Genomic DNA, 22,225 nt, shown 5'->3' with positions numbered 1-22,225 from the left:
CCGCACAGAAACAAGTCTCTCCAGACGACGTTCGGTCTTACGGTAGTCAGGAGGATGCGTGCCACACGACAAACAAATATCGGCGATTGCCACCGCGATTGAACGCCGGCAGGCCGTTTTGTTCGTTGGTGCAGGAATATCGATGAACGTCGGCCTGCCCTCATGGAGCTGTCTCATCGATCATATGCTGATGGATCTCGGCCTGCCTTCGTCGTTCGCCGCCACGCACGGCGCAACCTATCAGGAAATTGCCGAATATTACCGTTTGAAGCACGGCTCGTTGTCTCAGTTGGTCGAATGGATGAAACGCGAGTGGCAGATCTTGCCTGAGCAACTTGAGAACTCCGAGCTGCATAGGCTCATCGTCGAATTGGACTTTCCTCTCGTGTACACCACAAATTACGATGCAAATCTCGAAATCTCCTATGAGGCGTTCGGGCGGCCATTCACACGGATCACAAGCGCGAAAGATATGGCGACCGCGCCAGTCGGCGAAACTCAAATCGTCAAATACCACGGCGACTTCTCCGATCCGGACACACTGGTGCTGACAGAGTCGGATTACTTCGATCGCCTATCGTTTGACGCTCCTTTGGACATAAAATTCAGGAGCGATGCCTTCGCCTCGACATTGCTGTTTGTCGGCTACAGCATGTCCGATCTGAACATTCGCTTTTTGCTCCATCACCTGTGGTCGACATGGCGGCGGACCGGACTAGACCGACACCGGCCACCGCTATTTCTCTTCATGCACGAGCCGACCGAAGTTCAGGTGCATGTTCTGAAGAGGTGGGGCGTTACCGTCCTCAGCGGCGATGGCGAGAGTTCAGGCGACTCCCTCTCTCATTTTCTCGAACGTCTGCTTCAACGACGAAAATCGAATGCCGGCAGTTAAGTGCTAGGGTCCCCGGCTCGCAAGATGCCGGCTTGCCAGTCCTCAATCGGCATTGCTGAGACGTTTTGCCGGTTCTGGAGTTTAAAGGGGGCGACGACCAGAGCAATATCCCCGTTCAATACCCAACGCTTCCAAAAATCATATGGGCGGCGTCCACTGCCACCGTAGGCGGCATCTTCACTTGACCAAGAGAGATGCCATTGGTGAGCTTCCGGCGGCGCAAAAAGCGGATCCGGCAGACTATCGATCACGAGGTCATTGCCGAAGTTGATCAACAATATTCTTTCGTCCGACGGCTTCTCCGCGAAGAACCTCAGGAGGAAGGCGGATCTGGACAAAACATTACCGTCCATTTGGCCGTCACGAGCGCAAGCTTGGCGAGAAAATGCCTTGTTCGTCTGACGAAGATTCAGCAGGTCGCGATGAAGCAGCACGACTGCCGCGTTTCTCTCCCATTCGGCCCAATCGAGCTTCACCTTCTCAAACGTCGTGCGAGCACACGGATCCGCCATCTGTCTGATGAGCTCTTCATCCCTCAGGTTCGGGAATTGGCTGAGGAAACTGCGCCGCCCCTGCCGGACCATGTCGGCGATTTCTCCAGCGTGATCTGCGAAATAATAAAACGGAGAAGAGGCACCAAATTCCTGTCCCTGAAAGAGCATGGGCGTCTGCGGCCCCAGCAGTTGCAGCGCCGTCATGGCCCGAAGACGGGCTGGCGATGTTAGGTGGCCGATCCTGGCGCCCGTGCCGGAATTGGCGACTTGGTCGTGATTCTGGAGGAAGTGCACGAAATTCCACGGCTTGAGGTCGAGCCCAGCCGTTCCGCGCGGTTTATCCTGCCAATCATATCGCTGCCCCTGAAACAGGCAGCCATATTTGGCGGCAGAAACGAGTTCCTGGGCCGTACCGCGGTGATCATGATAATAGGCTTCGTTGCGGCCGGTCAGCGCCACTGTCGCGGAGCGGTGGAAATCATCGTTCCATAAGGCGTTCAGCCCATGCCCTCCCGCGCTCTCCGGCCGCACCATTTCGCTTTGCTGCGGCTCATTTTCGCTCACGAGATAGATCTGCCGCTGTCCCGCTGCTGCTCGAGCTTCCCTAGCAATGACCGTGACGATGTGTTCGTGGCTTGAGTCGAACAACGCCTGCGTTGCATCGATACGCAGTCCATCGAAATGGAATTCGTCGATCCAGTAGGCCGCGTTCTTTGCTATATATTCCCGAACACCGTGGCTGTTCGGACCGTCGAAGTTGATCGCCTTGCCCCATTCGTTCGAGTACCGCTCCGTGAAATAGTCGGGCGTGAATTCAGAAAACCGCTCGCCGACACCGAAGTGGTTGTAGACCACGTCGAGGATCACCCCGATGCCGATCCGGTGGGCTTCGTCGACGAAAGCGCGCACATCATCCGGTGTTCCATAGAGCCGCGTCGGAGCATAGAGCAATGTTCCGTCGTAGCCCCAGCCGAATTCGCCTTCAAACTCATTGATGGGCATTACTTCCAGGCAGTTGATGCCGAGTGCGCGAAGTCTTTCCAGCTTTTCCCGGGCTGCCGCAAAGGTACCTTCCCTTGTGAAGGTGCCGATGTGCATCTCGTAGAGAGCAGCTCCGAAGGCGGGCATTCCTTGCCAGTCGTAATCACTCCACTGATACCGCGCCGGATCTACGACGACTGATGGCCCCGATGGACCATCTGGCTGAAAACGCGAGGCAGGATCGGCAAGAAGATCATCCGCGTCTCCAAAGTGAAACTGGTATCGCGTTCCTACATCCAAACCGGGCAGATACAGGCAGAAGTAGCCGCCGTCCTCCGCCGTCATCTTATGTTCGGAATTTCCCTCGATCACGAGGAAACAGCGTTCTCTGGCAGGGGCCCATACTCGGAACGAAACGCCGCCGGCATCAACCTCCGCTCCGATCGGGGAGCGTCGGCTCGAACTGCGAGGCTTCGATTTCGACTCTTCGCTGCTTGAGTGGTCGTGCATGGCTCTCTCGTGGAATCGCCTGCGCTAACTTCGGCAGCCTTATGATGTTCCCGTAATCGCCTTTCGCCACCTTTCGGGCCCATCCATCAAGCCCGAAACTTGCATTTGCGGTGCAGCGCAATGCCGCGGACCGAGCTTGCCCGTGGCGTTGAAGCTCCATCACTCCGCCGCCTGGCGCGCCATTGGGTTGTTCGGATGCGTGGTCCAGTTGGCATAGTTGGGGTCGACAACCCGGCCGGTGCGTTTGTCGAGGGCGCCGGTGGGAAGCTGCTCCATGGTGATGCAGTTCTCAACCGGACAGACGCTGACGCAGAGATTGCAGCCGACGCATTCCTCATCCATCACCTCGAAATGGCGAGCGCCATCGACGAAGTTGGTGATCGCCTGGTGCGAGGTGTCCTCGCAGGCGATGTAGCAGCGGCCGCATTTGATGCAGGCGTCCTGATCGATCTTGGCCTTGGCGATGTAGTTGAGGTTCAGATACTGCCAGTCGGTGACGTTGGGCACGGCGCGGCCGGTAATGTCGTCGAGGCTGCGGTGGCCTTTTTCGTCCATCCAGTCGGAGAGGCCGGTGATCATCTCCTGGACGATCTTGAAGCCGTAAGTCATCGCCGCGGTGCAGACCTGGACGTTGCCGGCGCCGAGCACGAGGAATTCGGCAGCGTCCCGCCAGGTGGTGATGCCGCCGATGCCCGAGATCGGCAGGCCATAGGTTTCGGGATCGCGGGCGATCTCGGCCACCATGTTGAGGGCGATCGGCTTTACCGCCGGGCCGCAATAACCACCATGGCTGCCCTTGCCGCCGACCGTCGGGTTAGGGGCGAAGTTGTCGAGATCGACGGAGACGATCGAATTGATCGTGTTGATCAGCGAGACGGCATCGGTGCCGCCGGCCTTGGCGGCGCGGGCGGGGCGGCGGACATCGGTGATGTTGGGCGTGAGCTTGGTGATGACGGGCATGCGGGTGTACTGCTTGCACCAGCGCACGACCATCTCGATATATTCCGGCACCTGACCGACCGCGGAACCCATGCCGCGCTCCGACATGCCGTGCGGACAGCCGAAATTGAGCTCGATGCCGTCGGCGCCGGTTTCTTCGACCAAGGGCAGGATCGCCTTCCAGGCCTCTTCCTCGCAAGGTACCATGATCGAGGCGATCAGTGCCCGGTCCGGCCAGTTCATCTTCACCTGCTTCATTTCGCGCAGGTTGGTGTAGAGGTCGCGGTCGGTGATGAGCTCGATATTGTTCAAACCGAGCAGGCGGCGGTCGGCGCCCCAGATCGCGCCGTAGCGCGGGCCGTTGACGTTGACGACGGGCGGGCCTTCCTCGCCCAGCGTCTTCCAGACCACGCCGCCCCAGCCGGCCTTGAAGGCGCGCTCGACATTGTAGGCCTTGTCGGTCGGCGGCGCAGACGCCAGCCAGAATGGGTTCGGGGACTTGATGCCGACAAAATTATTACGGAGATCAGCCATTGTTCATTCTCCCCTTTAGGCAACCGCGACAGCCGGAGCGGCTGCTGCGGTGAGGGCACGATGGATGGATTCAGCCGCATCGCGACCGTGGGCGACGGCGGAAACCGTGAGATCGTCGCCGCCGAAGACGCAGTCGCCGCCGGCCCAGACGCCGTCAAGCGAGGTATGGCCTTCGCCATCGACGGCGATGCGGCCGGATTCCATGCGCAGCGAACCGAGACCAGAGGCGTCAAAGCTCTGGCCGATCGCCTTGAAGATCTGGTCGGCGGCAATCACACCGGTCTCGCCGGTGCCGACGAGACGGCCATCGAGGATTTTGGTATATTCCACTTCGATCGCGGCGACCTTGCCGTCCTGCGACAGGATCGATTTCGGCGCCAGCCAGTGGCGGATGATGACGCCCTTGGAGCTTGCCAGATCCTGCTCGTATTCGGAGGCATTCATGTGCTCCTTGCCGCGACGGTAACAGATCGTCACCTCCTCGGCGCCGAGCAGCTTTGCCTGCACGGCAGCGTCGATCGCCGTCATGCCGCCGCCAAGGACGACGACGCGGCGGCCGATGGCGATTTCGCCCTTGTCTTCGGCTTGGCGGAGTGCGGCGATGAAATCGACGGCGTCGTCGACGCCTGCAAGGTTTTCGCCCTCGATGCGTAGCGCGTTAACGCCGGCAAGGCCGATACCGAGGAAGACGCCGTCATATTGCGCCTGCAGATCGGAAAGTGAAAAATCGCGGCCGAGACACTGGCCATGCCGAACCTCGATACCGCCGATCGAAAGGACGTAATCGGCTTCCTTCTGGGCGAAGTCGTCGACGGTCTTGTAAGTGGCGATACCGTATTCGTTGAGACCGCCGGATTTTTCCCTGGCATCATAGATGACGACGGAATGGCCATTCACGGCCAGGCGATGGGCGGCGGCAAGGCCGGCCGGGCCGGCGCCGACAACGGCGATCGTCTTTCCGGTCGGCTCGGCCCTGGCATAGAATTGTTTGTCGGCCTGCATGGCGGCATCGGTGGCATAACGCTGCAGGCGGCCGATCTCGACCGGCCGCTCTTCAGCCGTGTTGCGCACACAGGCCTGTTCACAGAGTTCTTCGGTGGGACAGACGCGGGCGCACATGCCGCCGAGGATGTTCTGGTCGAAGATCGTCTTTGCCGAGCCGATCGGATTGCCGGTCGAAATCTGGCGGATGAACAGCGGAATGTCGATCGAGGTGGGACAGGCCGTCATGCATGGCGCGTCATAACAGAAATAACAGCGGTCAGCGGCGACCAGCGCCTCATGATTATCGAGGCGCGGATGAAGATCGGAAAAATTAGCCTCATACTCGGCGGGCGAAAGCCGGCCGGGATGAATCCCGGTTTCCAGTCGTTCCATTGAAGTTCCCTCATTATTGGTAAACGGCCTGTGAGGGAAAGCGTAACTCAGGTTTAAAAATTTATCAAACGGTAAAATTTTGACGATTTTCCCTTGCTGACTCGCAAGTAATCCTCTGTTTTTGCTGAGAAAATTTATTCGACCTAAATCGGTGAAACGGCTGAGCGAGTGATGAGGGAAGGGCATCCGAAAAAAGATTCAAAAAAGTCGAATTTTTTTCGGATGGCAGGGAACCAAAGTTTGAGGTCGTCGTTATTGCGATATCCGGATGGTGATCGCATCGACCCAACATGCGCGCCCCCAACCCACTATCCGGACGTACTCACGGTCCCCTCCCGGTGAGTGAAGACAGCTGGTGCGCCGCCCTCGCACCAGCTGTTTTTCGTTCTCGGCTGTCTCCAGGGCTTGTCACACCCGCTTGAAGATCTCGAATTCGGTTTCCGGAATGGTCAGACGGTACTCGATGCGGCCGGGAACGAGGTTCAACTCCGCTTTGCCATTGACCGATGAAGGCACGACACGCTCCAGCACGGTGCGGCCGAAGCTGTTGTCGCTGAATTCGTGGACTTCCGACTGATCATGCAGAACTTCCGCCCAGGCAACTTCGATCGCCCTCCTGTCGTTGATCATGGCTTCGCGGCAATTCAGCGTGATGGAGGCGGCGCCGCCTGATATTGCGCCGAAGGAGGCGGAATTGACGATGAGTTCGTGGAGGGCGAGCCCGAGGTGCACGGCGGCATTCGGTGTCAGATGAGCGTTGATGCCATAGATCGGCATGGAGCCGGCCGTCTCCGGCCAATAGGGGGCGAATTGCTTTTCGGCGAGTTCGAAGAGGTAGGCGCCGCGCCAGCTCGAATCAGTGATCAGGTCCTGCGAATTGGAAAGCGATTGCAGCCGTCCGCGGAACTTGAGGAGGAAGCTGTCGAGAGAGAGCGTGTTGCGCGCCGTCTGCGTGGCAATGCCCTGGATGATGGCCAGAAGGTTCTTCGAGCGGTGTGAGAGCTCGCGCAGCAGCGATTTCAGAACTTTTTCCCGATGCCGGCTTTCGGTGACTTCAGTCATGACGGATAGAAGTCCATGTGCGCTGCGTTCGCCGGTGCGCTGGATCTTCAGTTCATAAGTGCGCCTTTCGCCGTCGACATCGATTTCGACTTCAGCATTGTTGGGAATGCCGGTTTCCAGGACCTTGTGTTTCAGCGCTGTCAGATATCGCCCATGGGCCTCGCCGAAAAGGGCGGCGTCGCTGCCGCCGGGCATAAAGAGCGCCGCGAAATGCGGCGGCAGATTTTCGACGTAGAAGATCGACAGTCGAGCATCCTGGCAGAGGATCGAAACCCCGGCGCTGCCGAGCGCGCGCTCCATCATTGCGGCTTTGCCTTCGAAGGTAAAAGGCATGCCGGACAATGGTTCAGTCGTATTCACTCGGCCGCCTTTCCTTGTGACATCTTGACCGTCGCTGAAGGGAGCGCCCTTCCATACAGCGCCTGCCAACTCTAGAACAAAGCGCTGCAAAAACCGTTAAAGCCATCGGAGCGTCCCGGTAGCACCGGAACGCCTGTTTTGGCGATTTGGTTCCGAAAGCCGGAAAATTACGTCTCAGGCGGCCACTCTGGTCGATTCATTGAAGAAAAGAGCCTGGCTGATCAGTGCCTTGACCATGTCCGGATTGAAGGGCTTGGTGACAAGGAAAGTCGGTTCCGGGCGCTCGCCGGTCAGAAGGCGTTCCGGGAAAGCGGTGATGAAGATCACCGGCACGCTCGACGTCTTGAGGATGTCGTTGACTGCGTCGATACCGGAGCTGCCGTCGGCAAGCTGAATGTCGGCCAGCACCATGCTCGGCTTGGTCTTATTGTAGAGCGCCACGGCCTCGGCATGCGTACGGGCAATGCCGGTGACGCGATGGCCGAGGCTCTCGACCATCTGCTCGATATCCATGGCGATCAGCGGTTCGTCCTCGATGATCATGATATCGGTTGCGACCTGACGGGAAATCTCCTGCGACGCTACGTCGAGCAACTGCACGACATCCTGCTCCTCGGTTTCCAGGATTTCGGCAATTTCAGCGACGCGGAAATTCTCCACGGAGGCGAGCAGGAAGGCCTGACGGGCGCGCGGCGAAACCTTGGAAAGGTTCAGCGTGGCGCGTTGCTCCCAGGCATAGGGCGAGGTCGGCTCCGGAATCTGGACTGCGGTGGAACCAAACAGTTGCGTGAACAGTTTGTAGAGTGCGACCCGGTCATTCGCCGTATCCGGGAAAATCGACAGATCGGCGATGATGGCTTCGAGAACGGCGGCGACGTAAGCGTCGCCCGAAGTCTGAGTGCCGGTAAGGGCGCGGGAATAGCGGCGCAGATAAGGAAGGTGCGGCGCAATTCGAGTAGAAAGTGTCATTAATGGCTCCTGAATGCAGACCGGCATTGGCTTCAATGAGCGGTTAACGCTGCCTTCATAAAAAAGTTCCGGAATGACAGGAACTTTTTTCGTCGCGCCGCATTATTCCAGCCGACGAAGAAAGGGCGTAGCGTTTTGACCCATGCAGCGGCAAATACCAGCGATATCGATCGAACGTTCGATGTCGCTGGTTGAAATCGTGATTGATCCCATCCACGCCCCCTAGAACAGGATGATTTTCGGCCGGGTCGGCCTAAAATCCGAATCCTGTTCTAAATTAGAAAGTTAGGGCATGATGTCATCCGAAAACCGCCCACACTTTTCGGCATCATACTCTGGACAGACAACCGGCGAGAAGACGAATTGATGACTACACGCAAGAAAGAAGCAGCCGATCAGCGAAAGCTGGAGCTGCGGGCGAGCGACATCCTGGACCCGAACAATCAGATCGGCGTCAGGCTGCGGTCGCTTTATGCGGCCGCACAGGGTGAGGCGATCCCCGATCGTTTTCTCGACCTTCTCGAAAAGCTCGACCATGCTGAAATGATGGCTTCTGCCAAGATGGCCGAATAGGATCTCGCCGCATGGAAGACAAATCGCAACCCAGCTTCAAGCGGGAACTGCTGGCGGCACTCCCAAGTCTTCGCGCCTTCGCGATCTCGCTCATCGGGCGGCACGATCGTGCCGACGATCTCGTCCAGGACACCATCATGAAAGCCTGGGCGAAACAGGATCATTTCGAGATGGGCACCAATATGAAGGCCTGGCTCTTTACGATCCTGCGCAACGAACTCTACAGCCAGATGCGCAAGAGCGGCCGCGAAGTGCAGGACAGCGACGGGCTGTTCACTGAATCGATGGCGATGCACCCCTCGCAATATGGCGCGCTCGACCTGCAGGACTTCAAGAAGGCGCTCGACCAACTGCCGCCGGATCAACGCGAGGCGATCATCCTCGTCGGCGCCTCGGGTTTTTCTTACGAGGAGGCGGCCGAAATCTGCGGCTGTGCCGTGGGTACCATCAAGAGCCGCGTCAACCGAGCCCGGCAGCGGCTGCAAGAGTTGCTGCAGATATCAGGCGAGGCCGATTTCGGCCCCGACGCCACATCGGCGCCGCTGACGTCGAAGGCCTTCGCATTCTGAAAGAGTTACATTTGGGAAGAAAGCCGGTCGCCCGTCGGGGAGCGGGCTTTTTTGCGTTGTCGACTATATCGTTGATATTATTGTGGATCCGCCCCTCATCCGGCTGCCGCCACCTTCTCCCCATAAACGGGGCGAAGGGGATATGCCGCAACCTCTCCGTCCCTCTCTCGCGTCTCGTATGGCACGTCCCTCTCCCCGTTTTTACCGGGAGAGGGCTAGGGTGAAGGGCCGCCGCCTGTTGCCGTCTCCTCAATCAATCCTCGCGCTTCGATCCCACCAGATTGGCGGCGACGATTGCTGCCAAAACACCGGCGGTCAGGAGCGGCTGAGCACGGATAAGGCCGAGCCCGACCGTTGCCAGCGATTCCAGCGCCGCGCGGCGTTCCCGGGTGCGGCGGGCTTCCCGGGCGTTGATGATCGACATTACCACCAGCGCGATGATGGCGATCAGCAGCGCGCAGGCGGCCAGGAAAAGAGCAGCGCCGATCGGACCGTATATGCCGGCGAGCCAGATGGCGCCGGCAGTGACGGCCAGCGCGTAGGCAGTAAGGAGGAAGAGCACGGCAAACGCAATGAAGATGCCATTGCGCTTGGCGCGCGCAACGGTTCGGTGCACGCTTGCGCCCGTCAGCAGGCCGAGGATCGAGAAGAGCATCGCGCTTCCTCAGCGCCGGGCGAGGAAGGCGATGGCAAGGCCGAAAGCGGCTGCGGCGCCGATGGTTGCTAAGGGATGCTTGCGCACCGTCTCCCGCATTTCCGTCGCTCCACGCTCATAGCCGTGCTGCAATTCGCGCAGCAGATCCTCGCTGCGGCCGAGCAGTTCCTCATAGCCGGCGCCGGCCTGACTACGGATTTTCTCACCCTGGTGGCGCGAGCTCTTGCCAACGAGGCGCGTCAGTTCTGCGAGTTCGTCGCGCAACGCTTCGATCTGTTCCTCGATGCCGGATTCCAGATTGTGGAAGGTGCCGTTGCGGCGGCTGCGGCCGGACTGGAAGATAGAATAGCTCATGGCTGTCTCCATTGGCTGGGGCGCGCACAAGCCCGCCTGTTTCGCACGAGGGTCACCACCGTCCGTTGCATGAATGATATCGCTCGGCATTGACCCAGATCATGCCGGAAACGTGCCGGGCGATCAAAAGTTCCGCTCGCGCGGTGCTCAGGAGCGCGAAACGGCGCTGTGGGCGAGCACGAAGGGCGTGCCGTCTGATGGTGCCTGGTTGATCCGCAGCGCGCAGCCGAACACCGAGAGCATCGTTTCGTTCGTCAGCACTTCGCCGATGCTGCCAGCGGCGGCGAGCCGGCCGGATTTCATCAGCACGATGCGGTCGGCAAAGAGCGCCGTCAGGTTGAGATCGTGCATGACGGCGATGACGCCGCCGCCACGTTTGCAGAAATTGCGAGCAAGCGTCATGATGATCAGCTGGTGGCTGATGTCGAGGCTCGAGACCGGTTCGTCGAGCAGCAGCCAGCAGGGCTTGCCGTCGACGACGGGCTCGGCGATCTGGCAGAGCACGCGGGCAAGCTGCACACGCTGCTGCTCGCCGCCGGAGAGCTCCTGATAGAAACGGCCTTCGAAGCCGGTCAAGTCGACGGAGGAAAGAGCTGCGGCCGCCGTCTGCTCGGCCTTGTCGGGATGCAGGTTGAGGCCCGAAGTCAGGCCCATGCGGACGATCTCGCGCACGGTGAACGGAAAGGAGATCGTGCTTGCCTGCGGCAGGACACCGCGAACGGCAGCAAGCTGCCAGGGTTTCAGAGCCCTCACCTCGTCGCCGCCGATGCGCACCGAGCCGCCATAGGCAAGTTCGCCGGAGATGGCTTTCATCGTCGTCGTCTTGCCGCAGCCGTTCGGCCCGGCAATCGCCGTCAGCTCGCCGGCTCTTGCCGTAAAAGTGACGTCGCTGATGATGGTCTTGCTGGAAAGGCGCACGGAGACGCCGGAAATTTCGATCATCTCAATGTCACTCACGGGGGGCACTCACGGGGGGCACTCATGGGGGTTACTCACAGGGGCCCCTCACAGGGCAGGGCGCGAACGCTGCCTCAGCAGGATCCACAGGAAGAACGGCCCGCCGACCGCCGCGGTGATGATACCGATCGGCAGCTCGGCCGGGGCGACCAGGGTGCGCGCCAGGACGTCCGCGAAGATCAGCAGGGAGCCGCCGAGAAGAGCTGCGGCCGGCAGCAGGAAACGATGGTCGGGGCCGATCGCCATGCGCAGGATATGCGGCACGACGATCCCGACGAAGCCGATGCCGCCGCTGACGGCGACGGACGCGCCGGTCGCCGCGGCGACGCCGACGATCGCGACATTCTTCAGCCGCTGCACCGGCACGCCCATATGAAAGGCGGCCGCCTCGCCGAGCGTGATGGCATTGAGGCCGCGGGCCATGAAGGGCAGGGTAGTGAAGGACAACAGGATGATCGGGCTGGCGGCGGCGATCTTCGTCCACGTGGCGCCGGCAAGCGAACCCATGCTCCAGAAGGTCAGGTCGCGCAGTTGCTGGTCGTTGGCCATGTAGATCAGCAGCCCCGTGATGGCGAGGGCGAGTGCGCCGAGCGCGATGCCCGCAAGCAGCATCGTCGCCACCGAGGTCTGGCCACGATGGGTGGCGATCCTGTAGAGCAGTAGCGTCGTGACGAGGCCGCCGCCAAAGGCGGCCGCCGGCAGAGCGTAGATGCCGAGAAGCACCTGGAGCGGAGCAGCGATGCCGCTGCCGAGTACGATCATCGCGACTGCGCCGAGGCTTGCACCGGAGGAAACGCCGACGAGGCCGGGATCGGCCAGCGGATTGCGGAACAGGCCTTGCATCACCGTACCGGAGACGGCAAGCGAGGCGCCGATCAAGAAGCCGAGGATCGCCCTTGGCAGGCGGATATCGAAGATGATGATCCGGTCACGCGTACTGAGCGCCATCTCGGAACCGGCCATGTTGCTGATGACGTCGAGGATCGAGGCATCCGAGGCGCCTGTCGTCACCGAAAACAGCATCGAGAAGACCGAGCCGGCGACGAGCAGCGCGATCACCAGCAAGGCCAGCCGCGTCCTGTCGCCCGCCTGCCTGATTTCGCGGATGTCCGGCATAGGGAATGGTCGCCTTCGTTCCGTCATTGCAAGCGGCAGGGCCATGATCAGCCTCCGTAGATCGCCGTGTTGAGCTGACGCGCGGCGGCTGCAGTGCGCGGGCCGAAGCCGAGCAGGTAGACGCCATCCATTCGGATGATCGCTTTCTTCTCGCCTGCCGGCGTCAGCGCGATCGCCGGCTGAGCCAGCAGGTCTTCGCTCTTGGTGCCGGCGCCATCGCCGCGGTTCATCATCAGGATGATGTCGGGCTTGGCTTCGATAAGCGCCTCGTCCGTCAGCGGCTTGTAACCCGGGAATGCGCCAACGGCGTTGATGGCGCCGGCGAGCTTGACGATGCCATCGGCGGCCGTGCCGGTGCCTGATGCCATGATCCGGCCGTTCTGGGCGCTGAGGATGAAGAGAACGCGCTTGCGCTCGGCCTTCGGGCGTTTCTCGGCGTCGGCGATCATCGCGTCGAGATCGGCTGCGACCTTTTCTTCTAGCGCCTTGGCCTTGTCGGGCACGCCAAGCAGCGTGCCGACACGGTCGATCTTGGCGATGATGCCGTCGCGGGTAAAGGCGCTCGGCACGGTCTCGAAGGGCACGCTGGCATTCTTCAGCACGGTCAGCGCCTCCTGCGGGCCTGAACCTTCGACGGCAATGATCGCCGTCGGGTTCATGGCGAGGATGCCTTCCGGCGAGAGCGCGCGCATGTAGCCGACGTTGGGCAGCTTCAGCGCCGCCTCCGGATACATGCTCGTCGTGTCACGGGCGATCAGCCGGCTTTCCTCTCCGAGCGCATAGACGATCTCGGTAATGTCGCCGCCGACCGAAACCAGGCGCGACGTGTCGAGCTTCTTTTCGTCAGCATGGGCGGCGCGGATGAAGGCGAAGCCTTCGACCGTCGGCGCCATCGGGATCAGCGGCAGCGCCATTACGGCCGCCGTCAGGGCCAGTTCCCAAGCACGGATCCGGCGCAGATTGTTACGCATCGTCATCGTTGCGATCCTTATGCTGCCACGCTTGCTGCCCGCGGCAGGTTTTCCATGATCTCGCGCCATGCGGCGCGTTCGTCGGAACCTTCCTGCCGCTTGCCGAAGAACTGGATGATCATCTCGCCTTCGGCGTTGTAGGCCTCCAGCGAGGTGACGTGGCCGTCCGTGGTCGGCTTGCGCACGGCCCAGGTCTCGGCGATATGATCCTGGCGCAGATGCAGGTGGAAGCTCGGGTCCATGATATTGATCCGCGGACCCATGGCCTGCACGTTGAAGATCGGGCCGGAATGGATCTGGACGATGCCGTCATTGGCGACGAAGCACATGATCGGCAGGCCAGATTTCACAGAGGCATGCATCATCTCTGCCGTGGCGCTGATGTCGAGCTTCCAGGCATAGTCGTCGCCGACAGTGCGCACGGCCGCCTGGCGGCCGATCTTCAGGCGCTTCAGCATGCCGAAGAACTGATGCGTATCGGTGAGCTTGCTCCAGTTGTCGCGCAGTTCGTCACGGCTGATGTCGGCGGTCTCATCTGCGGCGTTCGAGGTTTCAGCCTCGACAAATTCCTGCGACTGATCTTGCAACTTCAACTCGGCGACGATCGCGTGATAGGCCTCGACATTCGAGCTCGCGCGCAGGTGCACCTTGTGCACGGCGTTGCCGGCCTTGTCGAAATATTGCAGGCTGAGGCGCTCCTGATCGCCATCCTTCTTGGATACGGCGAAACCATGCTCCCAGCGGCTCGGGAAGATGCGCAGGTCGATGTTCTCGCCGAGAACGATCGCGGCCTGCGCGCCGCTCTTGATGTTTTCGAAGACGCCGATCTTCTCGTGCACGGCACTTTCGTTGCGCGACAGCGCCATCACTTCACCGAGCCCGGCCACGCGCTCGAGAAGCTTCAGCGCGCTGCCATCGATGCGGGTCACGCTGATGCCGGTTTCGGCGGCGACGAGGGCTGCCTCGGAAATCTTCAGCTGGGCGGCGATATCGCGCTCGCGCATCTTCGGATTGTCAGCGCGAAACGCGCGGATTTCGGCTGGCGCCGGCCTTGTCTGTTCGGTCATGTCCTACCCTACTTATTGAGAATGAGCTTGCCTTGACGGGTGATCTTCAGGCGGTAGACCAGGCCGTCGTGTTGAATCATGATCTCGTTGGTGCCGCGGAAAAGATCCGCGCTTTCGACGATCCGGTGCTGCGCCGCAGGTTCGCTCTGCAGCGGCACATGCTTAAAGTTATCTGGCTTTTCAACCATCATTTCGGTTGGCAATTCCGTGAGGCCGGTGATCGGGATCCCCGGTCGTGATGACAATTATCTTGACTTTCTTACTCATGCTTTTTTAAAGATGCAATAGGAGACTAATAAGTCAAGTTTTTGAGATTGCTGATATGAAGCCGCCTGGCGGCGGTTCGCGACAATGGCGGAGAAGATGATGACGGTTAGGTTTGTGGCTGTTGCGGCCGGCATGATGATGGCGGTTTCAAGCGTATGTCAGGCGCAGGATGCGGCAACCGCCAAGCTCGATGTCGAACTCAGCGCTTTGGCGCCGTCGCAAAAGGGCTGCATGATGACCTTCGTCGCCGAGAACAATCTTCAGGCGCCGATCAACAAGATCTCCTTCGAGCTCGCCTTCTTCAACGACAAGAATGCCGTCGACCGCATCACCGTGCTCGACTTCCGCGATCTGCCGCAGGGCAAGAAGCGCGTGCGCCAGTTCGATATGCCGAATGTGAAGTGCGAGACGGTCACGCGTATCATCATCAACGACACGCCGGTCTGCGATGGCCCGGCGGGGGGTGAATGCATGAAGGGTCTCGTCACCCATTCACAGATTTCCGTTCCCTTCGAGGGCTAGAGCGGTTCAGCTTTTCACGGAAACGCTGAACCGCTCTATCCGTTTGTTTTTACGCAATTCCGGACGGAAAACCGCTTCACACTTTTCCTGGAATTGCTTTGAGAATACGCCGGGGATGAACCCCGGCGGACATGTTTCAGGCTGTCCGAGGCATACAAATGGCAATTTCAGCGAAGACCAGATCGAGACAGGTGCTCATCGGGGAGCCGGACGCTGACGGCGGTCTGAACGACAATAACATGCATCCCGGCCATGAGCTTTCCGACCTGCGCAACGTGCAGCGGCAGCCGGCCGGCGAGGCCGTGGTCCACTATGCGCGTTTCGCGCAGATACCCTCCTTTCCCGATCATCCGGAAGCCGAGCCGATAGCCTCCGTTCCTGCGCCGCCGATGGATGCGGCGGTGGAAAAGCAGGAGGACGAGAAGAAGCCGGTACGGCGACGGGTGGCGCTTGCCTGCGTTGGTTCGCTGATTTTCCACGCGACGCTGGCCGCTGTATTGATCATTGCCTTCCCCAACGCGCAGGAGGAGGCGATCGAGGAAGCAGGCGATGCGGTGAGCGTCTTCATGTATGGCAATTCGGACGTTGATCAGGCTGCCGCCGGCGAGACCGAAGTGACAGTGCAGGAAGAAATTATTCCAGAAGCTGTTCAGCCTGACACGATCCAGCCTACGGAAATGGCCGAACCTCAACCCGAAACCTTGCAGCCGTCCGAGGTGTCGCCTGTAGAGACGCAGGATCCGGTTCGGCCGGCTCCGGCTCAGGAGGTGACGCGCGTATCGCCGGAACCCGTGACCGCAGTGGAGCCAGAGATTCTGGTTTCCGAGGTGCCGGCTGAAACGGCAGTCGCGCAGCCGATGTCGACCGTCACCCCGGAAGAGCAGAAGCCAGCCGATGAGGTTCCTCCGGAAGTTCAACCATCCGAAGTGCAGCCTATCACGGCAGAGATGCCTCGGAAGGTAAAGCCGGTTGAAACAGTGGAGGTTCAGCCAGAACCGGAGGTGCCGCAAGAGATCGTGACGTCAATGCCGAAACCAAAGGTGGTGACGCAGGAAAAGCCGAAACCGGTCGAGAAGAAGCGCCCGCCGAAAAAGGTCGCCGGTTCGCGGGGGGAGGCGCAGCAGGACGCGAAGCAGGGTATGGCCGAGGGTGATCCGTCGGCTCAATCGGATCGCAATTCGCGTGCCGCTGGCAACAATGATGGGGTCGGAACCGCGGCCAAAGCCAATTACGACGGCAAGGTCCGCAGCCGTATTCGCCGTGCGATCAGAACACCTCGTGGTGTCGAGGGCACTGTGGTCGTCACTTTTTCGGTGAATGGCAGTGGCGGCCTGACGTCGGTTCGCGTGGTAAGTGGATCTGGTGTTCCCGAAATCGATCAACTCGCCATCGATGCTGTCCGCCGCGCAGCACCGTTTGGGGCTACGCCCGGTGGAGGTGGAAGGAGCTTTACCTCCTTGCCAATCACGGTCCAATAAATATGATAAAAATCATCAACTTTATACTTTACTCTAAAAATCAAGTTTAATAAGGTCCGCTCGCACACGCAAGAAATCGTGTGACGATCAACGAGCGAACGGGTGGCATATGGCTCGCAAGGGCAAGAAGGGTTCGAACCGGGAGGTTCGCGACAGCGCGGGCGAAGACGCCGGTCAGGCGTCCTCCGGGCGATCCAAACTGGATGGCCGCAGTTTCCTCTATGTCGGCGGCCGCGACTGCCAGGTGGCGCATCTTCGCCAGATCTGCAGCAATTTCGGTGCCGAGCTCATTCATCACGACGGCGGGCTGCGTGAAGCGGTTTCCCGCATCGATACCGTCCTTCCCTCGGTCGACTGCGTGTTCTGCCCGATCGACTGTATCAGCCACGATGCCTGCCTGCGCGTGAAGACCGGCTGCAAGAAGTTCGGCAAGGCCTTCATCCCACTTCGAAACGGCAGCAAGTCCAGCCTGGAGCGTGCGTTGCATACGATGAACGAACGAGATAATTCCCGATGAACGACCAGCGCCCAGACGGCTTCACCATGATCGGCCTGCACAAGCTTGCCGCGCAGACAGGCGAGGGCCTCGTGCCCGAACTCTACGAACTTTTCCAGCAGCATGCCGAACGCCAGCAGATCTACCAGAATGTGACGCTGTTCCCGACCTGGGAAGCGCGCATGCCCGGAGAGGCGGCAACAAGACCGCTTGGCCCGGCCGCGGCAAGCGGTGATAATGTTCTCGCCTTTCCCTCGCGTGTGGCAAGCGCGGGCAAAAGGAAGGTCTAAAGCGCGTCGCAATCCTTCAGATTTGCTTATCGCGCTTTAGGTCTTTGTTTTTACGCATGTCCTTGTCGCAAAACCGCTACACACTTTTGCGCGACATGCTTTAGGAGATTTCATGTATATCGCAATGAACCGCTTCAAGGTTGCAACCGGGAGCGAAGGCGATTTCGAGACGGTCTGGCGCAATCGTGATTCCAGCCTGCCCGAGGTGCCCGGTTTCGTCGAATTCCGCCTGCTGCGCGGTAAGGTCAACGAAGAGGAAGGCTATACGCTCTATTCCTCGCACACGGTCTGGAAAAGCGAAGCGGATTTTCAGAACTGGACGAAGTCCGAGAGTTTTCGCGCAGCGCACCGCAATGCCGGCGATCACAAGGCGATCTACAAGGGACCGCCTGTTTTCGAAGGCTTCAACGTGGTCGACGGGATATAATTGCGGTTGATTAAGAGCGACTTGGCTCTTCGCTAAAATCTTGATTTTTTGCTCTCTCTCTCTCTCTCTCAACTCCGGCGGAGAAAGGAGCCTGAGGCGCTGCCACAGGTCTCTTCTCCCCAACGGGGAGAAGTGCCGGAGCGATAGCGAGGCGATGAGGGGGTGAGCGGCTAAGCCGCGAATGCACTGAGAGTAAGCGAAGGGCAATAATGGATGGCGTGCCGTGCGGCCCCCTTGCATCCGACCCTTCGGGCCACCTTCTCCCCGAGGGGAGAAGAGGGAGCAAGCCGCGGGCCCCAGCCATTCCTCGGGATGGTATCTACGATGGTATATCTACTCTGTGAACCTTCATTAAGCCCCTGAGCAATATCGGCAGAGCGCTATGCCGAACCGACAATCCTAGGCCCGGACGCGAAAAACCGCTCCGGCGGCAACGGCCAGCCAGCCGAACATCATGGCGAAACCGCCGGTCGGGGCGGCCATCGGGAATAGGCCGGAACCGGCAAAACGCAGCGAAACGAGCTCGCCTGAAAAGAGCAGCGTGCCGATGCCAATCAGCAAACCGGCCAGCCAGGCGGTATTGATTCTGTCGGCGGCGAGCGCCAATGCCAGCAAGGCAGGCGCATGCGCCAGGCACATTGCCGAGGCCGAGGCGAGCAGGTGGGCATCGCCACCGCCATGCGCAGCCGCTGCCGCAAGCGCCACGCCGGCAAAGCCGAACAGGCCCGACAACAAGTAAAACAGCGGCACGAAACGGTCATTGAGGCGCATCGGCTATTCCTTGTTCTGCATGTGATAGGCGAGCCGTTCCACCGGCGCCCAGATAAGATCGCGCAACGCCTGGCTCGATATCGTCTCGTCCAGGGCGCGGCGAAAGCAGAGCAGCCATTCGTCACGCTCGACAGGGCCGATCTCGGCGACGAAATGGCGGCTGCGCAGACGCGGATGGCCGCGCTTGTCGGTATAGAGCGGCGGGCCGCCGAGATAACCGCTCATATATTCGTAGAATTTCACTTCACTGCCCGTAAGGCTCGGCGGATGCACGGCGCGCACGTTGCTCGCCTCCGGCAGCGTGTCCATCAGCTCGTAGAAGCGGTGCGTCAGCGCCCGCACGACCGGATCGCCGCCGATCGCCTGATATAAGGTGGTGACCTTCTCCGTCACGAAACCATCCCCACTGCCTGGACCAACCCCGGCCTCTTCATGCACCGGGCGGAAAATGATCGCAACTGTCATCAAGGCGCCGCGGCATTTCGCACATAATGCCGAAGCAGCAGGGGTAGCCGTCGATTCTGTTTGACAAAACCGTCCGGACGGTATCTTTTAATTTGCATGTCGAACGCTCATCATCGCAAGAAGCAGCCCGCCCTCGTGCGCCAGCAGTTGCTGGATGTCGCCGCGCGCCTTGCTGCCAGCGAAGGCATGGCCGCCGTCACGCTCGATGCGGTTTCCGCCGCGTCCAGCGTCAGCAAGGGCGGGCTGCTGCATCACTTCCCGACGAAGAACGCGCTGCTCGATGCCCTGTTTGAAAGCCTGCTCGAAAAGTTTGACGCCGATATAGAGGAATTGATGCGCGGCGATCCGCTGCCGCAGGGCCGCTTCACCCGCGCCTATCTCAGGGCGGTATCCGGTCTCAAGGATCGTCCCGACGATTCCCGGAGTTGGACGCAGGTGACGATCGCGCTTCTTGCCGAACCCCGGCTGCGTCTTCGGTGGCGCCAATGGGTGCAGGCGCGGGCGGAGGAATATATCGGCACCGACTCCTCCCTCGACGCACAAGTCGTGCGTTTCGCCGCCGACGGACTTTGGTTCGCAGATACATTGGAAAGCCATGATATCAGCGGCGTTCTGAGGCGGGATCTCATCGATCGCCTTGTCGAACTGACCGGCAAGTAATTCGAAAAGGAATTCGCCATGAGCCAGGCCGCCGTTTACGGGCTGCTGTTTGCAGCCATCGTGCTCGAAGTCATCGGCACGACCGCGCTGCAACTGTCGCAGCAGTTCACCCGCATCGGGCCGACGGCAATCGTCCTCGCCTGTTATGCGGCTGCCTTCTATTGCCTATCGTTGACCCTGAAGAGCATCCCCGTCGGTATCGCCTATGCGATTTGGAGCGCTTTGGGAATCGTGCTGATTTCCTCGGTGGGTCTGGTCTTCTTCAAGCAGCGTCTCGATTTGCCAGCAATTGTCGGGCTCGGGTTGATCATATCTGGCGTTTTAGTCGTCAATCTATTTTCTAAAGCGGTTTCGCATTGATATTGCTGCTATATTGCCAGCCGGTTTTTCCGTCTTCAGTCGGTAAATTTTCCCCTTTGTCAAAATACTGACAAAGGTCTATGTGTTCCTTGGACGTGGAGGAGACGAGGCGCAGTCGGCGCCGTTTTCCAAAGCGCTTTGAATCCTGACTTCCCGCCTATCGATACTTCCAGGTTCTACAGGAGCACATCATGGCCATTCGCACCGTCGTCTGGGGAGAGAATATCCACGAGAATACCAATGCGGTCGTCCGGAGTATCTATCCCGAGGGCATGCACACGACGATCGCCAACGCGCTGAACACCGATCCCAGTATCTCGGCGACGACAGCGACGCTGCAGGAGCCGGAGCACGGTCTCAGCGAAGCCCGCCTTGCTGAGACCGACGTCTTGACCTGGTGGGGCCACAAGGATCACGGCGCGGTCTCCGACGTCGTCGTTGAGCGTGTCGCCAAGCGTGTCTGGGAAGGCATGGGCTTGCTGGTGCTGCATTCCGGCCATTTCTCCAAGATCTTCAAGCGGCTGATGGGCACGCCCTGCGCGCTGAAATGGCGCGAGGCGGGTGAACGCGAGCGTCTGTGGACGATCAACCAGCGCCATCCGATCGCCGCCGGCATCGGCGAGCATTTCGAACTCGAGAACGAGGAAATGTACGGCGAGCAGTTCTCGGTGCCGGAACCGCTTGAAACGGTGTTCATCTCCTGGTTCCAGGGCGGGGAAGTGTTCCGCTCGGGCCTGACCTGGCGTCGTGGCGCCGGCAACGTCTTCTATTTCCGCCCAGGCCACGAGACCTATCCGACCTATCACGACGTCAATGTGCAGAAGGTGCTGATCAACGGCGTGAAGTGGGCCTATAGCCCTGAGGGGGCGTTGACTGGTATCACCGACGCTCCAAATGTGCCGGTAGAAAAAGCGCTGGAGCCGATCGTCGAACGCGGCCCGAGACTGCACCAGGCCGGCGAAGCCGGTTACCGCTGAGGAGCATCCATGCGACTACTCGTTCTTGGCACGGGGGTGATGGCGAAAAACCAGCTCGCCCGCTTCCCTCTCATCGACGGCGTGACGGTGGTCGGCGCCGTCGACACCGATTCCGAACGGCTTTCGGCCTTCGCCGACAAATTCAACATCGAAAAGCGGTTTCTTTCGCTGGAGGAGGCCATCGCCTGGGGTGAATTCGATGCGGCGACAAATGTCACGCCCGACCGCATCCATCACCCGACGACGATGGCGCTGATTGCTGCGGGCAAACACGTTTTCTGCGAAAAGCCGCTGGCGGAGAACTATACAAAGGCGCTGGAGATGACGGAGGCCGCCGAAAAGGCCGGCGTCATCAACATGGTCAACCTCACCTATCGCAACGTCGCGCCGCTGCAGCGCGCCCGTGAGATGGTGCTTGCTGGCGAGCTCGGCACGATCAGACATGTGGAAGCCTCCTATCTCCAGAGCTGGCTGGTGTCGCGCGCCTGGGGCGACTGGCGCACGGAATCGACCTGGCTGTGGCGGCTTTCCACCGGCCATGGTTCGAACGGCGTGCTCGGCGACGTCGGCATCCATATTCTCGATTTCGCCGCCTATGGCGCGGCGACCGACATCGATCACGTCTTTGCGCGGCTGAAGACCTTCAACAAGGCGCCGGGCGGCCAGATCGGCGAATATCTGCTCGATGCCAATGACAGCTTCACCATGTCTGTCGATTTCGCCAACGGCGCGCTCGGCGTCATCCATGCCAGCCGCTGGGCGACAGGGCATCTGAACGAGTTGAAGTTGCGCATTTATGGCGAGAGGGGCAGCCTTGAGGTCATCCATCGTCCCAGCGGTTCCGAGCTGCATGGTTGCCTCGGCGAGGATGTCGAAACCGCGACCTGGACGAAGATCGAGGTTGAACCGGTGGCGACCAACTACGAGCGTTTTGCCGAGGCCGTGGCAAGCGGCATCCAGCCGGACCCGAACTTCCGCCACGCCGCCAACCTGCAGAAGGTGCTCGACCTTGCGATGGTGACCGAGCGCGAGCGACGCGAGTTGAAGGTTTGACCCTGTCCGCTGGATAAGCTGCCGTTCATCCGACGGTGGCTTATCCAGCGCATCGGCGCACCATCGGCTTTCAGTC

The 22,225-nt window shown here is 60.2% G+C and carries 26 protein-coding genes; 12 read left to right on the top strand and 14 right to left on the bottom strand.

What is annotated here, in order from left to right:
• Positions 1-58: 58 nt before the first annotated feature.
• On the top strand, positions 59-895 hold the full coding sequence (locus N1937_RS16830; RefSeq protein ID WP_170262116.1) for an SIR2 family protein: 837 nt from the start codon (positions 59-61) through the stop codon (positions 893-895).
• On the opposite strand, the gene treZ is transcribed toward N1937_RS16830, so the two are convergent.
• The 5 genes from treZ to N1937_RS16805 form a co-directional block, all read right to left on the bottom strand.
• Positions 892-2,880 carry a malto-oligosyltrehalose trehalohydrolase gene (gene treZ, locus N1937_RS16825; protein WP_260056586.1) on the bottom strand — a complete coding sequence of 663 codons (1,989 nt, stop codon included), beginning with the start codon at positions 2,878-2,880 and terminating at the stop codon, positions 892-894. The genes N1937_RS16830 and treZ overlap by 4 nt on opposite strands.
• Before the next feature lie 159 nt (positions 2,881-3,039).
• Positions 3,040-4,353 carry an NAD-dependent dihydropyrimidine dehydrogenase subunit PreA gene (gene preA, locus N1937_RS16820; protein WP_222295626.1) on the bottom strand — a complete coding sequence of 438 codons (1,314 nt, stop codon included), beginning with the start codon at positions 4,351-4,353 and terminating at the stop codon, positions 3,040-3,042.
• Positions 4,354-4,368: 15 nt separating this feature from the next.
• Complete coding sequence (locus tag N1937_RS16815) at positions 4,369-5,730, bottom strand: NAD(P)-dependent oxidoreductase (protein ID WP_222295627.1); 1,362 nt, start codon at positions 5,728-5,730, stop codon at positions 4,369-4,371.
• Between the two features lie 408 nt (positions 5,731-6,138).
• Positions 6,139-7,134, bottom strand: coding sequence for a sensor histidine kinase (locus tag N1937_RS16810; RefSeq protein WP_017965792.1), 996 nt, complete (start codon positions 7,132-7,134; stop codon positions 6,139-6,141).
• A 192-nt stretch (positions 7,135-7,326) separates the two neighbouring features.
• Positions 7,327-8,121, bottom strand: coding sequence for a response regulator (locus N1937_RS16805; RefSeq protein ID WP_017965791.1), 795 nt, complete (start codon positions 8,119-8,121; stop codon positions 7,327-7,329).
• Positions 8,122-8,487: 366 nt separating this feature from the next.
• On the opposite strand from N1937_RS16805, the gene N1937_RS16800 reads away from it, so the two are divergent.
• Both N1937_RS16800 and N1937_RS16795 read left to right on the top strand, forming a co-directional pair.
• Positions 8,488-8,694, top strand: a complete 207-nt coding sequence (locus N1937_RS16800) for a NepR family anti-sigma factor (protein ID WP_017965790.1) — start codon at positions 8,488-8,490, stop codon at positions 8,692-8,694.
• 11 nt (positions 8,695-8,705) lie between these two features.
• Positions 8,706-9,263 carry an RNA polymerase sigma factor gene (locus N1937_RS16795; RefSeq protein WP_003542247.1) on the top strand — a complete coding sequence of 186 codons (558 nt, stop codon included), beginning with the start codon at positions 8,706-8,708 and terminating at the stop codon, positions 9,261-9,263.
• Between the two features lie 253 nt (positions 9,264-9,516).
• On the opposite strand, the gene N1937_RS16790 is transcribed toward N1937_RS16795, so the two are convergent.
• The 7 genes from N1937_RS16790 to hemP all read right to left on the bottom strand — a co-directional run bounded on the left by N1937_RS16790 (position 9,517) and on the right by hemP (position 14,574).
• A complete protein-coding gene (locus N1937_RS16790) occupies positions 9,517-9,918 on the bottom strand; it encodes a hypothetical protein (RefSeq protein WP_017965789.1) in 402 nt (133 codons plus the stop codon).
• 9 nt (positions 9,919-9,927) lie between these two features.
• The gene (locus tag N1937_RS16785) at positions 9,928-10,272 is read right to left on the bottom strand and encodes a DUF883 family protein (protein ID WP_017965788.1); all 345 of its coding nucleotides are present in this window, start codon (positions 10,270-10,272) and stop codon (positions 9,928-9,930) included.
• Positions 10,273-10,419: 147 nt separating this feature from the next.
• Positions 10,420-11,214, bottom strand: coding sequence for a heme ABC transporter ATP-binding protein (locus N1937_RS16780; protein ID WP_170257321.1), 795 nt, complete (start codon positions 11,212-11,214; stop codon positions 10,420-10,422).
• A 63-nt stretch (positions 11,215-11,277) separates the two neighbouring features.
• The gene (locus N1937_RS16775; RefSeq protein ID WP_260056585.1) at positions 11,278-12,390 is read right to left on the bottom strand and encodes a FecCD family ABC transporter permease; all 1,113 of its coding nucleotides are present in this window, start codon (positions 12,388-12,390) and stop codon (positions 11,278-11,280) included.
• Positions 12,391-12,392: 2 nt separating this feature from the next.
• Positions 12,393-13,322, bottom strand: a complete 930-nt coding sequence (locus tag N1937_RS16770) for a heme/hemin ABC transporter substrate-binding protein (protein ID WP_222295629.1) — start codon at positions 13,320-13,322, stop codon at positions 12,393-12,395.
• Between the two features lie 11 nt (positions 13,323-13,333).
• Positions 13,334-14,383 (bottom strand): hemin-degrading factor, encoded by a 1,050-nt coding sequence (locus tag N1937_RS16765; RefSeq protein ID WP_260056584.1) that lies wholly within the window; start codon positions 14,381-14,383, stop codon positions 13,334-13,336.
• A gap of 8 nt (positions 14,384-14,391) precedes the next feature.
• Entirely contained in the window at positions 14,392-14,574 is a 183-nt protein-coding gene (gene hemP, locus N1937_RS16760; protein ID WP_170257320.1) for a hemin uptake protein HemP, read from the bottom strand.
• A 175-nt stretch (positions 14,575-14,749) separates the two neighbouring features.
• Here hemP and N1937_RS16755 point away from each other — a divergent pair, with 175 nt between their 5' ends.
• The 5 genes from N1937_RS16755 to N1937_RS16735 all read left to right on the top strand — a co-directional run bounded on the left by N1937_RS16755 (position 14,750) and on the right by N1937_RS16735 (position 17,863).
• Positions 14,750-15,172, top strand: a complete 423-nt coding sequence (locus tag N1937_RS16755; RefSeq protein ID WP_222295631.1) for a hypothetical protein — start codon at positions 14,750-14,752, stop codon at positions 15,170-15,172.
• A gap of 158 nt (positions 15,173-15,330) precedes the next feature.
• Positions 15,331-16,650 carry an energy transducer TonB family protein gene (locus N1937_RS16750; protein ID WP_260056583.1) on the top strand — a complete coding sequence of 440 codons (1,320 nt, stop codon included), beginning with the start codon at positions 15,331-15,333 and terminating at the stop codon, positions 16,648-16,650.
• A 109-nt stretch (positions 16,651-16,759) separates the two neighbouring features.
• The gene (locus tag N1937_RS16745) at positions 16,760-17,167 is read left to right on the top strand and encodes a DUF2325 domain-containing protein (protein WP_018481661.1); all 408 of its coding nucleotides are present in this window, start codon (positions 16,760-16,762) and stop codon (positions 17,165-17,167) included.
• Positions 17,164-17,436 carry a hypothetical protein gene (locus N1937_RS16740; protein WP_222295633.1) on the top strand — a complete coding sequence of 91 codons (273 nt, stop codon included), beginning with the start codon at positions 17,164-17,166 and terminating at the stop codon, positions 17,434-17,436. The genes N1937_RS16745 and N1937_RS16740 overlap by 4 nt, the downstream gene beginning before the upstream one ends.
• 112 nt (positions 17,437-17,548) lie before the next feature.
• Positions 17,549-17,863: an antibiotic biosynthesis monooxygenase family protein gene (locus tag N1937_RS16735; RefSeq protein ID WP_020051304.1), complete on the top strand. Its 315-nt coding sequence runs from the start codon at positions 17,549-17,551 to the stop codon at positions 17,861-17,863.
• A gap of 399 nt (positions 17,864-18,262) precedes the next feature.
• Here N1937_RS16735 and N1937_RS16730 read toward each other — a convergent pair whose 3' ends face one another.
• Both N1937_RS16730 and N1937_RS16725 read right to left on the bottom strand, forming a co-directional pair.
• Complete coding sequence (locus N1937_RS16730; protein WP_222295634.1) at positions 18,263-18,634, bottom strand: DUF423 domain-containing protein; 372 nt, start codon at positions 18,632-18,634, stop codon at positions 18,263-18,265.
• A 3-nt stretch (positions 18,635-18,637) separates the two neighbouring features.
• Positions 18,638-19,027: a group II truncated hemoglobin gene (locus N1937_RS16725; protein ID WP_170257319.1), complete on the bottom strand. Its 390-nt coding sequence runs from the start codon at positions 19,025-19,027 to the stop codon at positions 18,638-18,640.
• Positions 19,028-19,195: 168 nt separating this feature from the next.
• Between N1937_RS16725 and N1937_RS16720 the strand changes: the two genes are divergently transcribed.
• The 4 genes from N1937_RS16720 to N1937_RS16705 all read left to right on the top strand — a co-directional run bounded on the left by N1937_RS16720 (position 19,196) and on the right by N1937_RS16705 (position 22,149).
• Positions 19,196-19,759, top strand: coding sequence for a TetR/AcrR family transcriptional regulator (locus N1937_RS16720; protein ID WP_017965777.1), 564 nt, complete (start codon positions 19,196-19,198; stop codon positions 19,757-19,759).
• 18 nt (positions 19,760-19,777) lie between these two features.
• The gene (locus N1937_RS16715) at positions 19,778-20,119 is read left to right on the top strand and encodes an SMR family transporter (protein ID WP_222295635.1); all 342 of its coding nucleotides are present in this window, start codon (positions 19,778-19,780) and stop codon (positions 20,117-20,119) included.
• Positions 20,120-20,310: 191 nt separating this feature from the next.
• Entirely contained in the window at positions 20,311-21,096 is a 786-nt protein-coding gene (locus N1937_RS16710) for a ThuA domain-containing protein (protein ID WP_222295636.1), read from the top strand.
• Positions 21,097-21,105: 9 nt separating this feature from the next.
• Complete coding sequence (locus N1937_RS16705; protein WP_222295637.1) at positions 21,106-22,149, top strand: Gfo/Idh/MocA family protein; 1,044 nt, start codon at positions 21,106-21,108, stop codon at positions 22,147-22,149.
• Positions 22,150-22,225 lie beyond the last annotated feature (76 nt).

It is taken from the genome of Rhizobium sp. WSM4643 (assembly GCF_025152745.1).
Classification (GTDB): Bacteria; Pseudomonadota; Alphaproteobacteria; order Rhizobiales; family Rhizobiaceae; genus Rhizobium; species Rhizobium leguminosarum_I.
This window is presented reverse-complemented; position numbering and strand designations above follow the sequence as displayed.